An 18,817-nucleotide genomic window follows, 5' to 3' on the forward strand; every position below is an offset into this window, starting at 1 on the left:
GCCATCTCAGACGCAGCGTTCAGTGCGACTTCTCGACGAAAAAGGTCCACAACGGTGCCGGGCGCCCAAAGAAGTACCCCTGTAAATACACCCCCGGATGGTGGGTTTTCAGGAAATCAGCATGTTCTTGCGTTTCCACTCCCTCCGCCACAACTCGAACATTCATGGATTCACCTATACGTTTCACCATATCGACGATATCGGCGGACGTGGAATCGTTTAGCGCCGAAAGCACAAACGACCGGTCAATCTTGATTTCCGATATGGGCAATCGGCGCAATTGGGAAAGCGAGGAATAACCTGTTCCGAAATCGTCCAGCGAGAACGTGCAGCCAAAGTTCCGTATCTTCTCCATCTTTTCGACAACGGCGTCCACATCTTTCACCATCACGCTTTCCGTCAGCTCGAACGTAATCAGCGCGGGCGGGTAACCCGAGTCTGCAACCAACCCGAGGATCGCCTCAGCAAAATCCTCTTCCGCCATGTGCTTGGCGGAAATATTGATTGAGCAGCGGAGCTTTCGCGAATCTGCTCTCATCTGAGCCAACATTCCCAGGCACACGCGAACGATATGGCGCTCCAGGGCGACAATTTGCCGGGTTCGCTCGGCAAAAGGAATAAATTCGCCGGGCCCCAACAACCCTCTTTCCGGATGATCCCAGCGAACCAGAAGTTCGATGCCCGCCAGTTTCCGGTCCGGGCTATGCTGAGATTGAGCATACATTGCAATTTCGTTCTCGGTAATCGCTCGGGCCAGTTCCGACTCCACCGCCATCTGCCGCCGGATATTCTCGCTCATGGAATCTTCAAACACCGCAACAGCCCGGTTCGAGTCCTTCGCATTTCGGTGCGCCGTTTCGGCATGGCGTAAAGCCAGGGATGGCATGTCGGAGCTTTCTGTTGGGTACAGCGCAATGCCACCGGTTGCCTCTATCGTCAACACCCCTTCCGAGCGATAAGGCACGGGTTCCCGTAGAGACTCCTGAATACGCTCGAACACCTGCAGGGCTATCCGATAGGCTTCATCCAACGTCCACTGCTTTGGTGCCAGCACGATTCCAAACTCATCGCCCGACAGACGAGCGATGGAGTCGTCTTCATGGCAGGCATTCCTGAGCCTCTCGGCAAATGTCTGAATGACAATATCACCGCAGTCGAAACCAAAGGTCTCGTTTACATATCGGAAGTTGTTGATATCAACAACGATCACCGCAGTGGCCATGCCACCGTGATGACACAACTTCAGCACGGTACTCAGCTGGTCCAGGAAAAGCGCCCGGTTGGGGAACCCGGTAACGGGGTCACGCCAGGTCAGCTCTTCCAGCCGCTGCTCGGTTTCTTTCAGGTTGGTGATATCGTTGAAGACCGTCACGTAGTGGGTCACCTGGCCGTCCTCGGCCCTTATGGTGCTGATCGTTCTCAGCTCCGGATAAACCTCGCCATTCCTTCTGCGGTTGTAGATCTCCCCCGACCAGTGATTATGTACCCCCAGATAGTCCAGGATACTGGTGCTGTTATGGCGCTTATCCACGCGCACATCAAGAACGTCATGATAACGACCTAACGCTTCGGCTTCAGAGTAACCGGTAATGCGGCTGTAGGAGGGGTTCACTGCGGTGATTTTGCCCTCGTGATCAAGCACCGCGATACCTTCCGAGGTCGACATGAAGGCCTGCTCATAGAGGTTCGTTGAGTCAGCGGCACGGCCCCGTTTCTGCTCCTGCATCAAGCGCCAGTTCAACTGGTCCGACTGATGCAATCTTTCGTTTAACGTTTGATTGAGCTCGACCATATGATCGAGCATGCCTTTCAGGGAAATGTGCGTGCGCACTCTTGCCCGCACGGAGGGGATGCTGATTGGCTTACGAATAAAATCCACAGCCCCCACCTCAAATCCCTTTTCCTCACTGTCTGTGTCAATGAGCGCCGTGATGAAGATAACCGGAATGTGCTGAAGTTCCTGACGCATCTTCAGCCGTCGACACATTTCCAGACCATCCATGTCTGGCATCATGATATCCAGTAGCAATAAATGAGGACGTTCTCCCCTATCGAGAAGCCCCAACGCCTGTTTCGCACTGGTGGCCACGATAATGTCATGATCGTTTTTCAGTGCATCCGACAACACGCGTATATTGGTGGGTTCGTCATCCACGACCATGATCTTGGGTTTCACCTGAAAGAGGCGCGTTCCAATCGAGTCGTCTCGGTCCAGCTTAGATAGCAGGTCTGACACAGCTACGCCCCCCTTCCCTCTTTGCTTCATAAAGATACTGATCCGCTGTTTCCTTCAACTCTGAAGCATTCGTCCCTTTGTGAGGAACGACAGCGTAGCAACCGACTGACACTGAAAAGCCAGGGCAATCCTGCCCGCTTCGGCGACACTTTTCGTGTTCGTTTGCCAGAACCTCCTCCAGACGTTTGGCCGCCCGAACCGTACTGTTGAGCGTGGCACCGGGCAGCATTGCTACAAACTCATCGCCGCCGAGTCTTGCCACCAGATCGCCCGCACGGCCGAACGCCTTTTCCATGGACGTCGCCAGCAGTTGCAGGCAAACATCACCCTGGGCGTGCCCATGTTGATCATTAATACTTTTGAAATGGTCCATATCCACCAGAGCAAGGCCGAGGGAAAGTTCCTGTCGAAGCGCCCTCCGCCACTCCAGGTCCAACTGCTGCTCAAACATCCGTCGGTTGCCGATCCCGGTCAGTGTATCCCGCAACGCCTGGGCGGCCAGCAAATTCGTCTTTCGCTTAAAATCAACAAAGGTTGAAACCTTGGCACTCAGAATGATCTTGTTGAAAGGTTTGAGGACATAATCAATAGCGCCTTCCCTGAACGCCTCTTCAATATCGCTGCTCTGGTCGGAAGCGGACATACAGATCACCGGCAGTTCCTGGTAGAGCGGGTCCGACTTCAAGCGTTTAAGAAACTCAATACCGTTGCCATCGGGCAGGTAGAGGTCGAGAAGTACAAGGTCCATGTCCGGCGAAAGGCATCGCTCTGCCTCGGCCAGCGTCTTGGCAACAACGAGTTCGCAGGCCGCCCCCAGTATCCCCACAAGACTGGCGATACCAGTGGGATTGTCTTCCACAACAAGTACAACTGGCTGTTCTTCATTACTCATTGTCTGGCCTATCCCTCCAGTGGAACATCGTCCAATAGCGCGAGTGCAAGCGGGAAGTCATAGACTTCCAACGCTTGCCTCAATTGGTTTGCCAGTTTCATCTCGCCACTGGCAATGAGGTGATTCAAGATCACCCTCAAATCTTCATCTTCAGCGATACGATTGCCACCCAGTTTCGTCTTTACACGAGAGAGCACGATTTGTAACTCTGCGTCGGTTTCAGCGACATTGTCGCCAGAAGCGATCAAGCCGAAGTGCTGCTCCAAACGTCGGCTGTGCTCCAAGAGCAGGTTGAGCAACTGGGGTAATATGGACAACGAGGTATGATCCTCCTGGGCGTTCTCAATCAGACCAGCCACCTGCGCAAGCTCTGTATCGGCAATACTGGCAGCAGCCCCCTTGATCTTGTGCGCCATGTGACGGGCATCTTCCGCCAGCGTTGCCTTCCGGACATCAGCAACCATCTCAGCGGAACTGGCAATAAAGCTTCTGACACACCGAGTGAACAACGCTTGATCATCACTGAAAAGACGATCGTAAGCCTGACGTGAGATAAAGTCCGGCATGTCCGTTACCGCCACCTCCGTGTCGTCGGATACCTCACTCTCGTCGGACACCTCGGGCGTGTAAACCACTGACCGACGATCTTCAAAGTAGGTTTCCAGCAGTAACTGGATATCCTTGGGAACCACCGGTTTGGTGAGATAGTCCTGCATTCCAGCCGCCTTGGCCGTCATGCGGTCATGATCGGAAATAGAGGCCGAGAGCGCAACGATGATCGAGTCATTTGCATTGACGCAGCCATGGATACGCTCGGTCACCTCCTGTCCGGTTTCACCGTCCAGGTGAAGGTCCATCAGTATGAGGTCGAAGCCCATCTGCCCCAAGCACTCGACAGCCTGGTCCCCCGTCTGGACAGACTGCACATCGACACCAAACGAACTCAGGTAACTCTCAACAATTTCGCAGTTCAAGGGCACATCGTCGACCACCAGCGCGGATAATCCGTCAAACTGGGGCTTGCCCCCTCCCCGCGAATCCGGAGTATTCCCATGTCTTTGGGAGAAGTGCTCGAAGAGCTTTGATGGTGTCAGGGGCTCAAAGGCCATGTGCCCGCCGGAACGCTCGAAGTCCGCCACCCAGTCCCGCCAATAGCCGGCGGAGGCAATGATCAGTATGGCCCAGAGCGGGTACCTGCCGGGATCGGTCAGGAGCTCGGTCACGAAACCGTCCAGCAGGCTCGGTTCCGTGCCTTCCATGTCAATCAGGAAGAACCTGTCTTCGACGTCTTCAACCTTCGCAATACTCTCAAGGATAGCGGGCCATTGAGTCATATCATCGACGGTTTCAAGTGTCAGGCGCCAATGCTCCCGATAATCCTCGAGCAAGGCCAGATTGGCACGGAAACCGTAATGGAAGACGTGAATCGGCCTTCCCGTCCTCGAGGAACTTACTGTGCCATCATCCTGGGAGACACCGACAGGCACCAAAAGCCGGAAAGTCGAGCCCTTGCCAATGTCGCTCTCCAGGGTCAGTTCCGCTTTCATCAATAGTGCCAGTCTTTGGCTAATGGCAAGGCCTAACCCGGTTCCACCGAAATTCCGGCTCGTGGATTCGTCCGCTTGCCGGAAGTTCTCAAAAATTCGCCCCTGGTCCTCGGGTTTGATACCCACACCGGTATCCACAACTTCAATTTGCAGATAGCCGCTTGCCTGACTCTCAGTCCGATAATCAATCCGGACATCGATACCGCCCTTGCGGGTGAATTTGACGGCATTACCGACAAGATTGGTGCATATCTGGGAGATGCGTAGCAGATCGCCCGACACACGATTGGGTGTCGCGGGATCAATAGACACCCTGAGTTTCAGGCCTTTTTCTTCCGCAACAATGGCAAACAGGTCAACGCTACGGTGAACCAGCGCCTCAATATCAAACGGATGGATATCAAGCTCAATGTGATCCGCTTCGATCTTGGACAGATCAAGAATGTCATTCAGAAGTTGCAGGAGTGCCTCAGACGCCGAGAAGGCTTTCTTAACGAGCCGCCGTGGGTGATCCTCCAACCCGGCTTCCTGCAACAGCACAAGCACACCGATAATCGCGTTCATTGGGGTGCGGATTTCGTGGCTCATATTGGCAAGGAAGGCCGTTTTGACGGTCACCGCCGATTCCGCCTCCTGCTTCTGTTCCTCAAGTTCCGCGTTCAGAACTTCCAGCTCCTTTTCACGCTGCACGATATCGGTTACGTCAATCGTGGTCGCCATGAAACACCGCTCACCCTGCAAAGTCACCGGGTGATAACTGACCACAACATCGCGGATCTCACCCTTGCGGTTTTCAAGCGAAGCACTGGCCTGAACGCTCTTCCCTTCCAGCGCCTGCTGATAATGTTTGCTGCGCTCTTTGACGAGGTCGGGGCCAAGCATTTGCTCCAGATTCTGGCCAATGGCTGTTTCTTTACTGAACGGGAACCAGTGTTCTCCGTAGGCGTTCATAAAACGACACGTGAGTCGGGAGTCCCAGACAGACACGGTTAATGGAAGGTGGTCAGTCAGCGTGTTTATGAAATTCAGGCTTTCCTGCAGCTCAGCTGTTTTCTCAACAACCTTACTTTCGGCGCGGCGGCGAGCGTTGGCCATGAGCGCAAAGACCAGAAAAATCAGGGCATTAATAACGAGCCCACTGACCAGAATGATGATGGGCTGTTTGCCAGCGTTAAAGGTTTCGAAGCGCAGCGTGGTCTGGACATCGAAATGCCACTGACGACCATACATATCCATCACGTAAGACGTCTCGAACATGGGAGTAGGGTCGTAATTGTCGCCACGGGTTTCATCGAGTTCACTGTACAGGCGGGATTCACCGTCCGTAACCCGAAAGTGAACAAGCCGGTTGACGTTGGCGAGCGTGCCTTCCATCAGTTTCGACATGATGAAGGGTGCGTAAACCAGCCCGCTGAACAATGACTCACGTTGATCGGCCGGTGGCACCTCTGCGGATTGGTAGAATGGCCGAAAGAAAAGGAACCCTGGTGTTTTTTCTTCATCCTGTACCAATACGATAGGGCCCGTGATCTGGGTTTGGCCAGTTCGCATTGCTTTGAGCGCGGCCTGGTATCGATTCGATTCATGAGCCATGTCGAGCCCGACGGCCGCGTCATTAAACGCCTCCGGCTCAATGTAGACAATGGGCCAGAAGTCATCGCCACCATGGGAAGGATGCACCCGGAAGTAGGAACGCTCCTGTTGTTTTTCCGCGATATAGTCGCCCAGATTTTCCGCGGAGACACGCTCAATAACGCCGATACCATTGATACCCGGCAAACGCTCCTGAAGCGCCAGCACTTCGCTGAAGCGCTTCCACATTTCCAGGTTCACGCCGCCCTCTGAGGCACGGATAGCACCGGCACCGAACATCAATGCAAATTCGTACTTCTGCATCCGGTCCCGCAGCAGTTCATTGAGCTGTTTCACCTGATGGTCAAACTGCTCCCCGGCCTTCTCCTCTGCAATTCGGGACGAAACCTGCCAGGCGGTGAGGGTAAGCAGTAACGAGAGGGAAATCACCACCCAATGAAGTAAGGACAGTGACTGAAAGGACTTCCATGCGTTGAACATATCTCGGCCCACATCCTGTTAGGAACAACACGATAAAGTGTAGTTCAGTTTCGGAGTGAGCACGAAAGGATCTACGTCTCAATAGACTAATAAATCTATACTTTGAACCAGATGCACAAAAGGTTCGGGGCTCCGCCCACTACATGGCTTGCAGGCGGAATAAGGCAATTTTATTGATCTCGCTCAGGGCACGCTGAAATTCCTGTTCGGGAGAGTTGTGAATGCGCTCTTCGAACGACGCCAGTATCTGGTGTCGATTACTACCTCGCACCGCCATCACAAAAATAAACCCAAACTTGGCTTTGTACGCCTCATTCAGCCTTACAAAGCGCTCAAACTCTTCCGGGCTGCAATCCTGAATGCCGGCACCGGCCTGCTCGGACGTACTGGAGGCTGTAAGCTCTCCACGCATAGCGGCTTTGCCTGCGAGATCAGGGTGGGCGTTGATCAAGGCCAACTGGGTGTCGCGATCCGCACTGAGAAGGATGTTGGCCATCCGCTCATGCAGGCTTTCGACCTCATCACATGTCTCATCGATGCCCATCTCATAGGCTTTATCCGCTACCCACGGTGAATGCTCATAGATGTCCGCAAATGCGGCTACGAAGTCCTCGCGCCCAAGGCTGGACGGAGTCAGGGTTCGAAAACGGCTCATTGTTTACTCCTGATACCTCAATGAATGCGATTGGCGCCCACGCTTCAGAGCGAAACACCATAATATCGTATACAATTAACATAGACACCAATGTGAGGCAATTCTTTTTGCAGGCCGGCAATATCTCTGGCTTCAGCATGGCGGTCACTCACCACCACCAAGTCACAAAAGATCCACAAAAGACGACATTTATTGATTTATGGGATACAATATTTCTATATTGTGTATTCACTTATGATTGAATTATGTTACTCTTTGATCAGGTCATCGTGGCCACGGCGGGGAGGTGTTGTGACATTCGATCTGCGAACCTTACCCGCCCTCCTGCAACACACTCGACTTGCCTCAGTGTGTTTTTACCCGCCTCCCGGCGGGTTTTTTTTGCCCCTTCCCCAACCCCAGCGATGGCCTGGAGCTCCAAAAGGTGGCACGGGAGCGGATCAGGCTCGGCTAAACGGGGTCATTTCTCGTATACTATCCCACTACCGGATTTCGTACTTCCACCACCTCATTCGCGAGACATTATGAGCAAACAAGCGCAGCCCACCAAAAGCCCGAACCGAGCCGAGAAGAAACGGACGGGGGCGACAAGCGACACCATATACGCCCACATGTTCGACGCTATTCTTGAGCATCGCCTGGCCCCGGGAACCAAATTGAGCGAAGAGGCGTTGGGAGAAATTTTTGGAGTCAGCCGCACGATTATCCGGCGGGAGCTGTCACAGCTGGCACATGAGGGTGTCGTTTCCATTCGCCCCAACCGGGGCGCGATGGTGGCCAGCCCAAGCGTGGAGGAAGCTCGCCAGATTCTCTACGCAAGGCGTTTGGTCGAACGTGCCATCACAGAGCTTGCCGTTCAGCACGCCACTGAAGAACAGATCGATGAGCTGCGGGAGATGGTGACAGAGGAGCATGATTGCTTCGCCCGCGGGGATCGGGGCGCCGGCATTCGCTTGTCTGGCGAGTTCCACCTGAAACTGGCCGAGGCGGCAAACAACGCCCCCTTCGTTGGCTTCCAGCGCAGCCTGGTTTCGCAGACCTCACTGATCATCGCCCAATACGAAAAGGGAACCCGTTCGCACTGCTCCTATGATGAGCACAACCAGCTACTGGATGCGATATCCGCCCGTGACACCGACAAAGCCGTTTCGTTGATGATGCATCACATGGATCATATCGATGCGAAACTGAACTTTGATAACGAAAGCACAACCGATGACCTGCATGCGGTGTTTTCACACATCGGTTTTGCCCGGAAAAAAGCCGGCACCAAACAATAAGGCCCTGCCACGGTATCCGCGTACAGGACCGATATTAGTGCTCGGTGCTTCCCTCACATGGACTTCGGAAGCACCAGAATGGCCCGAAAATCATTAACATTGGTGCGAGTCGGACCCGTGATGATCAAGCCATCAAGCGCCTCAAAAAAGCTGTAGGCGTCGTTGCGGGCGAGATAGGTGGCAGGGTCAAGCTTCAGGGCCTGAACCCGCGACCAGTCATTGGGTCCGAAAATGGCGCCGGCGTTATCCTCGGAGCCATCAATACCGTCCGTGTCGATGGCCAAAGCGTGAATATTGGACGCTCCCTGAAGGACCGAGATGGCACCCAGGAGGTATTCGACGTTGCGACCTCCTCGCCCTTCACCGGACACCGTAACGCTGGTCTCGCCGCCTGAAAGGATCAACAGAGGTTCTTTGAGGTCTTTTTGCAGCTTCAACGCCATTGTCGCGTGCTCACCTCCGAGCTCCCTCGATTCTCCTTCAAGATCGTCACCTAACACTCGAACATCCACACCGGCCAGATTTGCGGACGCTTCGGCGGCCCGAAGTGCATCACAGGCCCTGGCCTGAACGATCGTGCGGTCAAGTCCAAATTCGGGTGAATGCGGCTTGGGGGCAGTATCGTCGCTGACCAGGTGGCTGCGCACAGCCTCTGGAATATCAATGGAGTACCGCTCCAGTATTTCCAGGGCATCCATTGGCGTTGTCGCATCTGGAATGGTCGGCCCTGAGGCGATAAGCGCAGGATCGTCGCCGGGCACATCGGAAATCAGGTAGGTAATCACCCTCGCCGGATGGGCAGCGACAGCCAGGCGCCCACCCTTGACGCGCGAAAGGTGGCGCCGCACCGTGTTGATCTCCCGGATCGGGGCCCCGCAACGCAACAGCGTCTTGTTGATGGCCTGCTTTTGCTGCAGTGTCAGCCCTGGCGCCGGCAGCGTCATGAGTGCGGAACCGCCACCGGAAATCAAAGCGACAACAAGATCATTCTCGGTCAGCCCGGCCACCGACTCGAGCATACGCTGGGCAGCCTTCTCGCCCAATTCGTCCGGCATGGGATGAGAAGCTTCCAATACCTCAATGTGACGACATTCCGCACCGTGTCCATACCGGGTAACAACGAGGCCGGAAAGGTCGGCGTCATCGTAGGTATCAGCCCACGTGCGCTCGAAGGCCGCAGCCATTGCCGCCGCCGCTTTGCCAGCCCCAATCACGACGGTACGTCCGGCCGGGCGCGGCGGTAGCTGGCCAGCCGAAAGCAGCGTATCGGGATGCACGGCGGAGACCGCCGTTGCGGCAAGCTGCCTGAGCCAGACATTCACTTCTGTCGGATGATCAAAGGACAGCGAATTGGACAGGGCGTGCATCTGCGGCTCCTCGCAACGGATAGAAACTAAAGAAATGACGTGGTACGCCAGCGCGCCCCCAATCGCGCCCTAATGGCCGGTGCCGAATCGACACCGGCCATTGGGTCTGAGTGCTGCGCCGGCGGCTTAACTAGGCACCAATTTCGTGGTCCGCCAGTTTTTCCAGGGCCTTCACAATACCCGCGTGATCCCAATCCGCGCCGTTGTTCGCGGCGCAGGCCTGGAACAGTTGCTGGGCATTGGCGGTGCCAGGCAGCGACAGATTCAGGCTGCGTGCACTTTCCAGAGCCAGGTTGAGATCCTTCTGGTGCAGGCGAATGCGGAAGCCTGGGTCAAAGGTACGCTTGATCATGCGCTCTCCGTGCACGTCGAGGATCTTCGACTGGGCCAGACCACCCAGCAGGGCCTCACGCACTTTCGTCACATCCGCTCCGGCTTTCGATGCGAAAAGCAGGCCCTCAGATGCGGCCTGGATGGTCAGCGCTACGACGATCTGGTTAGCGACTTTGCAGATCTGACCGGCGCCGTGCTCGCCAATATGGGTGATGGTCTTGCCCATTACCTCAAGGACGGGCAGGGCCCGGTTAAAGCCTTCATTGGTACCACCCACCATAATGGTCAGGGTTGCGTTAACAGCGCCACCCTCACCACCAGACACCGGAGCGTCGACGTACTCACCGCCAGCCTCGGTAATGCGCTTGGCAAATGCCTGGGTGGGGATCGGCGCAATGGAGCTCATGTCAATGACCAGCGTACCGGGCTGGAGGCCTTCAACAATGCCGGCCTCGCCAAGCAGCACTTCCTCAACATCGGGGGTGTCCGGCACCATGGTGATGATAATCTCGGCCTGTTCCGCAACCGCCTTGGGGCTATCAACTTCTTTCGTACCCTTGGCCGCCAGGCCTTCGTCCAGGGTGCCGTGCTTAACGTAGGTCACCAGCTCGTGGCCCGCTTCCAGCAGATGGCCGGCCATGGGCCGACCCATAATCCCGAGACCAATAAATCCGATCTTGCTCATAATCCTCTCCTTACTTACTAACTTTCTTGTTGAATGACCTTATCGTGCGTTGTCCAGCCAGCCGAGCCCTTCCAGCGTCGTCGCCGCAGGCTTGTACTCGCAGCCGATCCACCCCTGGTAGCCCAGGCGATCAAGATGGCCGAACAGGAACGGGTAATTGATCTCCCCCGTGCCGGGTTCGTGGCGCCCTGGATTGTCCGCCAGCTGCACATGGCCGATTTTCGAAAGGTGCTTTTCGATGGTCGGGGCCAGGTCGCCCTCCATGATCTGCATGTGATAGATGTCGTATTGCAGTTGCAGATTGTCGCTGCCCACTTCCTCAAACAACGCCAGGGCCTGCTCCGTCCGGTTGAGGAAGAAGCCGGGGATGTCCCGGGTATTGATGGGTTCAGCGAGCAACAGGATGCCTGCCGCTTTCAGTTTTTCGGCGGCGAAGCGCAGGTTGTCGATCAGGGTTCGACGGGCCTGTTCTTCGCTTACCGTGTTTGGTCGGATACCTGCCAGACAATTCAGTTGCTTGCACCCGAGCACGGTGGCGTAGTCAATGGCCAGATCCACGCCTTCACGAAACTCGTCGACCCGATCCGGGTGGCAGGCAATACCGCGCTCACCAGCCGCCCAGTCCCCTGCGGGAAGGTTGTGCAACACCTGGGTAAGCCCATGGGCATCCAGCTGCTTTTTAATGTCTGCCGCGGGGTAATCGTAGGGGAAGAGATACTCTACGCCCTGAAAGCCTGCCGACGCGGCGGCCTGGAAGCGGTCGAGAAAATCCTCCTCGGTGAACAGCATGCTTAGATTCGCTGCAAACTTAGGCATTTTGGGTCTCCTACTCGTCCATTTTTGGGTCTTCGCCCCCTCTACCTGTTGCTTTCCCACAGGCCGGGGGCGATTGATTGCGTTGCTTAGGTCAGGCTGGCAATTGAGGTCGGCGCATCGGTGACGTTCTCTACCAGTGCTTCGAACTCGTTAACACCGTCAAGGTCGGTCCCCATCGCAATGTTGGTCACACGCTCAAGGATGATCTCGACCACCACCGGTACCCGGTGTTCGTGCATCAGTTGCCGCGCCTGTACAAACGCCGGGCCAATGTCATCAGGCTTGGTGACCCGCAACGCCTTGCAACCAAGGCCCTCGACAACCGAGACGTGATCAACGCCATAGTCGTTTATCTCGGGGCAGTTAACGTTCTCGAATGACAGCTGCACGCAGTAGTCCATTTCGAAACCACGTTGCGCCTGACGGATCAGCCCCAGATACGAGTTGTTCACGAGGACATGGATATAGGGCAGCTTGAACTGCGCCCCGGCAGCCAACTCCTCAACCATGAACTGGAAGTCGTAGTCCCCGGAGAGAGCGACGACCTCGGCCTCGGGATCGGCACGGCATACACCCAGGGCAGCTGGAATGGTCCAGCCCAACGGCCCGGCCTGACCGCAGTTGATCCAGTGCCGCGGCTTGTACACGTGCAGGAACTGGGCTCCGGCGATCTGGGACAGACCAATGGCGGTCACGTACCGGACATTCTTGCCGAACACTTTGTTCATCTCTTCGTAGACGCGCTGCGGCTTGACCGGCACGTCGTCGAAGTGAGTCTTGCGCAGCAGTGTCTGCTTGCGCTCCTGGCATTTCTGGGCCCAGGCTCCGCGATCCTTGAGTTTGCCTTCAGCGCGCCACTCCTTGGCCACGGTAATGAAGAGTTCCAGCGCCGCCTTGGCATCAGAGACAATCCCATAATCCGGCCCGAAGATACGGCCGATCTGGGTGGGCTCGATGTCAACATGAACAAACTTCCGGTCCTTGGTATAGGCCTCGATGTTACCGGTGTGCCGGTTCGCCCAGCGGTTACCGATACCCATCACGAAGTCGGACGCGAGCATGGTGGCGTTGCCATAGCGATGGGACGTCTGGAGCCCCACCATGCCGGCCATCAATGGATGGTCATCGGGAATCGTCCCCCAGCCCATCAAGGTCGGAACCACGGGAACACCCGTAAGCTCTGCAAACTCAACCAGAAGGTCGCTCGCATCACTGTTGATAACGCCGCCACCGGCAACCAGCAGGGGCTTGTCAGCCTCGTTCAGCAAGGTCAGCGCTTTCTCGATCTGCGCCCGTGAAGCCGACGGCTTGTAGGCAGGCAACGATTCGTAGGTGTCCGGATCAAATTCGATCTCGCTCATCTGTACATCGATGGGCAGGTCAATCAGAACGGGACCAGGACGGGAGCTGCGCATCAACTGGAACGCCTGCTGGAACGCCCGCGGCACCTGGGCCGGCTCAAGGACGGTAACCGCCCATTTGGTCACCGGGCCGGCGATAGCCTGGATGTTCACCGCCTGGAAGTCTTCCTTGTGCAGCTTGCTGCGCGGCGCCTGCCCAGTGATGCAGAGAATGGGTATGGAGTCGCCCGTGGCAGAGTACAGCCCGGTGATCATGTCGGTGCCGGCAGGCCCTGACGTTCCGATGCAGACACCGATGTTGCCTGCTTTTGTGCGGGTGTAACCCTCTGCCATATGAGAGGCCCCCTCCACGTGGCGCGCAAGGACATGGTCAACTCCTCCAACCTTGCGCATGGCGGAATAGAACGGGTTAATCGCCGCTCCGGGCACTCCAAAGGCAATGTCGATACCTTCTTTCTTCAAAACGTGAACAGCGGCTTCTGCTGCGGTCATGCGAGTCATGGTGTTTCCTCCGAAGTAAGATTGTTCTTGTATTCGAGGCGAAGCTCGTCCCGGCGCTTGAAACTTAGGAGCACCGTCGGTAAAGGTTGAATGGAAATTCAGCCGGTAGATCAGTCAGATAGGTCGAGGAGCACACGCACCTCCATTCCGTACTCGTCGCAGTTGTTCCCCGAGCCGCCGCGATCGATAACCAGGAATTCGCCTTCCCGATCCAACACCGACTGCACGGCGTGCCAGGTACCCGCGCGGTAATTCACTCCCTGGAAACCATCGGTGACAAAGGCGCGAACTTCATCAGGGCTGATCGTGTCGCCTGGGGGTGCGACAACAACCAGGAATCGCTCCTCGTGCAGAGGCATAAAGGCCTGGCTGCCTTGCGGGTGGCGCTCCAGGAACGACAGCTCCAGCGGTAACGTCACCGGCTGGCTGACAAAAATACTCACCAGAACCCGCGCCTCATCACCGAGCAGCTCCACTTTCGCCAGATCATGGTGGCGCTGGGTGCGCCCCGCATTGATGGGAAAGGAGTCAGCCGTGCGCCGGTCAATAACATCCCCGAATTCGGCGAATGCCTCCGGGCTCAACGGTTGTGCTTTGAGTTCCAGCATAAAAATGTCCTCGTCTCAGCTCAGCGCGAACCGAATCCGCTGAGTTTCATGTGCCGGTTCACGTCCTTGTAAAGCAGGTAACGGAACGGCCCCGGCCCACCGGCATAGCACGCTTGCGGGCAGAAGGCGCGAAGCCACATGTAGTCACCCGCCTCCACTTCAACCCAATCCTGGTTGAGGTGATAAACCGCCTTCCCTTCCAGCACGTAAAGGCCATGTTCCATCACGTGGGTCTCGGCAAATGGAATGACTCCGCCGGGCTGGAAATTGACAATGTTGACGTGCATGTCATGTCGAATGTCCTGCGGATCAACAAAGCGTGTTGTCGTCCAGCGCCCCTCAGTTCCCGGCATCTCGGTGGGCGTTATGTCCGTCTCATTGGTGACAAAAGCTTCAGGCACCTCAATACCGTCCACATGCTCGTAGGCTTTTCGCACCCAGTGAAAACGCAGCGGCGCATCGCTCTCGTTCAACAACTGCCAGGAGGCACCCGGCGGGATAAAGGCATAGCCGCCCTCTTGCATCCGGTGTTGTTGGCCGGCGATGGTCAGGGTCATCTCGCCTTCAACCACAAACAGAACCCCTTCCGCGCAAGCGTCCAGCTCTGGTCGCGAGCTGCCGCCCCCAGGGGACACTTCCATGATGTACTGGGAGAACGTTTCGGCGAATCCAGACAGCGGGCGTGAAAGCACCCAAAGCCGGGTTTTTTCCCAATGCGGCAAGGCACTGGCGACGATATCCCGCATCACGCCCCTGGGAATGATGGCGTAGGCTTCGGTAAAAACCGCACGGTCAGACAACAACTGGGTCTGAGGTGGATGCCCGCCAGCGGGAGCGTAATACGTAGGTTTGTTCACAGATCGATTGCTCATTGCTGCTCCTTGGATGAGAGCGGGTGGTGGTGCTCGGCCCAATGGCGAGCAATATCCACACGTCTCGTAACCCAGACACGATCATGGGCTTCTATGTGATCGAGGAATCGCTGCAGGGCCCGGAAGCGTCCCGGCCGGCCAACCAGCCGACAGTGGAGACCAACAGACAGCATTTTTGGCGAGTCCTCACCCTCGGCATAAAGCACGTCGAAGGCATCCCGTAAATACTGGTAAAAGTCCTCTCCGGTACCGAAGCCTTGCGCTGAAGCGAAGCGCATGTCATTGGTGTCCAGGGCATAAGGCACTACCAGGTGGTTGTGCATTTCGCCCTCACTATCGTACTGACGGGTCCAGAACGGCAGATCGTCCCCGTAGTAATCGCTGTCGTAGAGAAAGCTGCCTTCGTCCAGCACCAGACGGCGCGTGTTCTCGCTGTCGCGACCGGTATACCACCCTGCCGGTTTCTCACCGTATAAAGCCTCGAAGATCTCGATGGCCCGGCGCATGTGCGCGCGCTCTATACCTTCCGGAATATTCTGGTAGTGAATCCAGCGCCAACCGTGACAGGCAACCTCATGCCCCAGCTCTTTAAACGCATGGGCAAGCTCGGGGTGCCGCTCAAGGGCCATCGCCACGCCAAATACCGTCAGCGGCATGCCGCGGCGCTGAAACTCCTTCAGTACCCGCCATACCCCTGCCCGCGAGCCGTACTCATAGATTGACTCCATGCTCATGTGCCGGCTTGGGTAGGCCTCAGCCCCGGCGATTTCGGACAGGAACTGCTCCGAATGCGTATCGCCATGCAGGACGCAGTTCTCCGCACCTTCCTCGTAATTGAGAACGAACTGCACGGCAATGCGTGCCCGGCCAGGCCAATTTGCATGGGGAGGCTCAGAACCGTAACCAATCAGGTCTCGGGGGTAATGGTCTGGATTAGCCGGATTCATCAAGCAACTTCCTTCTTCCAATCCGTTTGGCAGGCCGTTGGTACCAGCTCGCCCTCAATATGAATTGTATACTTAAATATACTATATTGTATCCAACATGAACGCAACACTCATTCACCCCAGTTCTTGATGATTTCGCGTTCTTCTTCGGTCATGTTCGTGGCGTTGCCCAACGGCATGTATCCGTTCGCCACAACCTCCTGGATCTTGGCCTGATGGCTGAGGATCTGATCAACCGCATCAAACGCAAATCCCGCCGGCGGAGCCGAAAACGCCGGGTTCTCAGGTTGCTTCGAATGGCATCCCGCACAGTGCTGTTCAATGGTCGCGCCCACGTTGGCAGCAAGGGGGGATTCACTTGTCTCATGCGTCGTCGTATTGGGCTCGGCGTTTGCCTGAGCCGTTGCCACCTGGGACTCTCCCGTGGGCGCGGCCACCCAGAACGTCAGCAGGATCAGCACACCACCGGCCAGAAGGTAGGAAGGTTGGGTTTTGCCCGCATGCATCAGTACAAAGAACTGGCGGATAACGGCGCCGGCAAATATGAGCAGCGACATGACCAACCATGCCTGAGCCTCTGTATAGGCGAAGGCGTAGTGATTACTGATCATCAACAGAACGACGGGAAGCGTGAAGTAGGTATTGTGGACAGAGCGTTGTTTACCGCGCTTGCCATCAATCGGATTGGGCTCCTCGCCCGCCTTCATGGCATCGACCATGCGGCGCTGGCCCGGAATGATCCAGAAGAAAACGTTCGCGGACATGGCTGTTGCCATGACAGCACCGGTCAGAAGGAACGCAGCACGGCCAGCAAACAATTGAGTGCTTACATAGGCAACTATGACAAGCAGCACCCCAACCGCAATACTCAGAATGCCGTCCCGCTCCATGTTCGGGCTTATGCGCTTGCACAGCTCATTGTATACAACCCACCCGAATACCAGGAAAAGCACCGCCGCAACGTTGGTCTGCCATCCACTTAACTCAGCCGCCCACTGCCAACTGCTATTGGTGTTCACCAGGTAGAAGCCTGGGTTGACCATGTAGAGAATAACGAACAGCGCGAAACCCGACAGCCAGGTGGTGTACGATTTCCAGAACGACCAATGCAGGTCGGCAGGCAAGGTACCCGGACTGGTGGCGTACTTTTGGTTGTGATAGAAACCGCCCCCATGCACAGCCCACATCTCACCAAGAACCCCCTTCTTTTTGCAGTTTTCGGCCTGTGGCGGCTTGAGTCTGTTATCCAGCATCACGAAGTAGATTGACTCACCAATCCACGCAATCGCCGCAATCACATGCAGCCACCGCAACATGAAATTCACAAAATCCAGAATGTAAGCTTCCATTAACCTGTTCTCTTGTTCGCACTGTTGTATTGATGACTGACCATCTCGACTCAGCTACCGCGGTAGGTGGAGTAGCTATAGGGAGAAAGCAGGAGAGGCACATGAAAGTGCTGGGAGGCGTCAGCCACGCCGAAACGCAATGGGATAACATCGAGAAAGCGCGGTTCGTCAGCCTCTACGCCCTGGCGCCGGAGGTAGTCTCCAGCGTGAAAGACCAGCTCGAACTGGCCCTCGGTAAAGGCCTCACCTTCAAGTATCGGGGCATCGCAACGGCCATCATCATTAGTGGTGACTTCTTTCAGCAAGGTGCGCGATTCACCCTCCAGTCGGTAAACCTCGATACGAATACCCTCTCCGGGGCGACCCAGCGAAGTATCCAGTACGTGTGTGGTAAGGCGTCCCATAAAGTTCTCCTGTCATGTGATGGCAGCTGGACCGCTGAAACCAGCGGCCCAATGGATCCGATGATGATAGCGCGGGTCAGAAGTGGAACTTGACCAGTGCGCTAACAGCGTTCTCCGTATCTATGTTTGGGCTACCGAATTTATTACGCCAGTACGAGTACTCTATACCGGCATACAACACGCCAGCCTCTCCCGTGAAATGACCAAGGTCGAGTTTGAACTGCGGGTTGATGTGTAAGTCCGCACTCTGAGCACCGCTTACCCCCGATGAATAGTCGATAAAACCGTCAAAGAGAAACGCCGCGCTGCCCAGTTCGAACGGCACCCCCCATGTTACGGTCAGCTGCCAGTCGTCCGGCGTGTCGAACGCGGTGTTGTTTTCAACATAGTAGGCATTGGTGTTGAAGTATTGGAATCCAGGGATGTCCCAGCCCAATCCAAGACCGTACATGTAGTTGTTCGCCTCTACCCCACCATCGAACTCATACTGGGTTGCCAGGTAGACGTCATTAACCGGCCCGAAGCCCAGATCCTGGCCGCTTAGCCAACTCAGGCTCAACCGGGGCGCGAACTCCCCATAGGTGGAGTCAGCGTTACCGGAATCCCCCTGAACCTGATAGCGGTCAATGAAGAAGAACGTATCCCCCCAGTTGTGGGCGGTCACGTTTTCAAAGGTAAACACGGTCGCGGACTCTTTTTGAGAGCCAAAAATTTCATAGTCATCGCTATAAAGCAGCGACACACTGGAACTGCCGAAGAACTTTTCAGCGTGAACAACCGGAACAAACGCGGTGAAAACGCACGCCGCCAGCAGGATTTTTTGCAACAGTTTCATTTTTACTACCTCTCGTTTTGTTGTTTTGGGGTAAAACCTCGGGTTCGGGTCAACCG

15 protein-coding genes are annotated in these 18,817 nt (G+C 56.0%); 1 reads left to right on the forward strand and 14 read right to left on the reverse strand.

From position 1 onward, the window contains the following. Positions 1-19: 19 nt before the first annotated feature. The 4 genes from R1T46_RS01340 to uraD all read right to left on the reverse strand — a co-directional run bounded on the left by R1T46_RS01340 (position 20) and on the right by uraD (position 7,403). Positions 20-2,236: an EAL domain-containing protein gene (locus R1T46_RS01340; RefSeq protein ID WP_177190665.1), complete on the reverse strand. Its 2,217-nt coding sequence runs from the start codon at positions 2,234-2,236 to the stop codon at positions 20-22. Beyond that, positions 2,217-3,128 carry a diguanylate cyclase gene (locus tag R1T46_RS01345; protein WP_036202825.1) on the reverse strand — a complete coding sequence of 304 codons (912 nt, stop codon included), beginning with the start codon at positions 3,126-3,128 and terminating at the stop codon, positions 2,217-2,219. The genes R1T46_RS01340 and R1T46_RS01345 overlap by 20 nt, the downstream gene beginning before the upstream one ends. A gap of 8 nt (positions 3,129-3,136) precedes the next feature. Further along, positions 3,137-6,748 carry a CHASE domain-containing protein gene (locus R1T46_RS01350; protein ID WP_317307094.1) on the reverse strand — a complete coding sequence of 1,204 codons (3,612 nt, stop codon included), beginning with the start codon at positions 6,746-6,748 and terminating at the stop codon, positions 3,137-3,139. A 139-nt stretch (positions 6,749-6,887) separates the two neighbouring features. After that, on the reverse strand, positions 6,888-7,403 hold the full coding sequence (gene uraD / locus R1T46_RS01355; RefSeq protein ID WP_041334489.1) for a 2-oxo-4-hydroxy-4-carboxy-5-ureidoimidazoline decarboxylase: 516 nt from the start codon (positions 7,401-7,403) through the stop codon (positions 6,888-6,890). Between the two features lie 524 nt (positions 7,404-7,927). On the opposite strand from uraD, the gene R1T46_RS01360 reads away from it, so the two are divergent. Beyond that, the gene (locus tag R1T46_RS01360) at positions 7,928-8,683 is read left to right on the forward strand and encodes a GntR family transcriptional regulator (protein ID WP_041334486.1); all 756 of its coding nucleotides are present in this window, start codon (positions 7,928-7,930) and stop codon (positions 8,681-8,683) included. A 53-nt stretch (positions 8,684-8,736) separates the two neighbouring features. On the opposite strand, the gene R1T46_RS01365 is transcribed toward R1T46_RS01360, so the two are convergent. The 10 genes from R1T46_RS01365 to R1T46_RS01410 form a co-directional block, all read right to left on the reverse strand. Continuing rightward, the gene (locus tag R1T46_RS01365; RefSeq protein ID WP_041334483.1) at positions 8,737-10,050 is read right to left on the reverse strand and encodes a glycerate kinase; all 1,314 of its coding nucleotides are present in this window, start codon (positions 10,048-10,050) and stop codon (positions 8,737-8,739) included. A gap of 130 nt (positions 10,051-10,180) precedes the next feature. After that, complete coding sequence (locus R1T46_RS01370; RefSeq protein ID WP_199447348.1) at positions 10,181-11,068, reverse strand: 2-hydroxy-3-oxopropionate reductase; 888 nt, start codon at positions 11,066-11,068, stop codon at positions 10,181-10,183. Positions 11,069-11,107: 39 nt separating this feature from the next. Next, positions 11,108-11,884: a hydroxypyruvate isomerase gene (gene hyi / locus R1T46_RS01375; protein ID WP_036202810.1), complete on the reverse strand. Its 777-nt coding sequence runs from the start codon at positions 11,882-11,884 to the stop codon at positions 11,108-11,110. A gap of 86 nt (positions 11,885-11,970) precedes the next feature. After that, a complete protein-coding gene (gene gcl / locus R1T46_RS01380; protein ID WP_075195333.1) occupies positions 11,971-13,746 on the reverse strand; it encodes a glyoxylate carboligase in 1,776 nt (591 codons plus the stop codon). 110 nt (positions 13,747-13,856) lie between these two features. Next, positions 13,857-14,354 carry an ureidoglycolate lyase gene (locus R1T46_RS01385; RefSeq protein WP_041334478.1) on the reverse strand — a complete coding sequence of 166 codons (498 nt, stop codon included), beginning with the start codon at positions 14,352-14,354 and terminating at the stop codon, positions 13,857-13,859. A gap of 20 nt (positions 14,355-14,374) precedes the next feature. Next, a complete protein-coding gene (locus tag R1T46_RS01390) occupies positions 14,375-15,211 on the reverse strand; it encodes a bifunctional allantoicase/(S)-ureidoglycine aminohydrolase (protein ID WP_227517975.1) in 837 nt (278 codons plus the stop codon). Positions 15,212-15,222: 11 nt separating this feature from the next. After that, positions 15,223-16,173 carry an allantoinase PuuE gene (gene puuE, locus R1T46_RS01395; protein WP_085681758.1) on the reverse strand — a complete coding sequence of 317 codons (951 nt, stop codon included), beginning with the start codon at positions 16,171-16,173 and terminating at the stop codon, positions 15,223-15,225. Between the two features lie 110 nt (positions 16,174-16,283). Continuing rightward, positions 16,284-17,522: a urate hydroxylase PuuD gene (locus R1T46_RS01400; RefSeq protein ID WP_317307095.1), complete on the reverse strand. Its 1,239-nt coding sequence runs from the start codon at positions 17,520-17,522 to the stop codon at positions 16,284-16,286. Positions 17,523-17,572: 50 nt separating this feature from the next. Continuing rightward, positions 17,573-17,926 carry a hydroxyisourate hydrolase gene (gene uraH / locus R1T46_RS01405; RefSeq protein WP_317307096.1) on the reverse strand — a complete coding sequence of 118 codons (354 nt, stop codon included), beginning with the start codon at positions 17,924-17,926 and terminating at the stop codon, positions 17,573-17,575. A 76-nt stretch (positions 17,927-18,002) separates the two neighbouring features. Then, positions 18,003-18,761, reverse strand: a complete 759-nt coding sequence (locus R1T46_RS01410; protein WP_085681759.1) for an outer membrane protein OmpK — start codon at positions 18,759-18,761, stop codon at positions 18,003-18,005. Positions 18,762-18,817 lie beyond the last annotated feature (56 nt).

The organism is Marinobacter salarius, assembly GCF_032922745.1.
In the GTDB taxonomy this organism is placed as follows: Bacteria; Pseudomonadota; Gammaproteobacteria; order Pseudomonadales; family Oleiphilaceae; genus Marinobacter.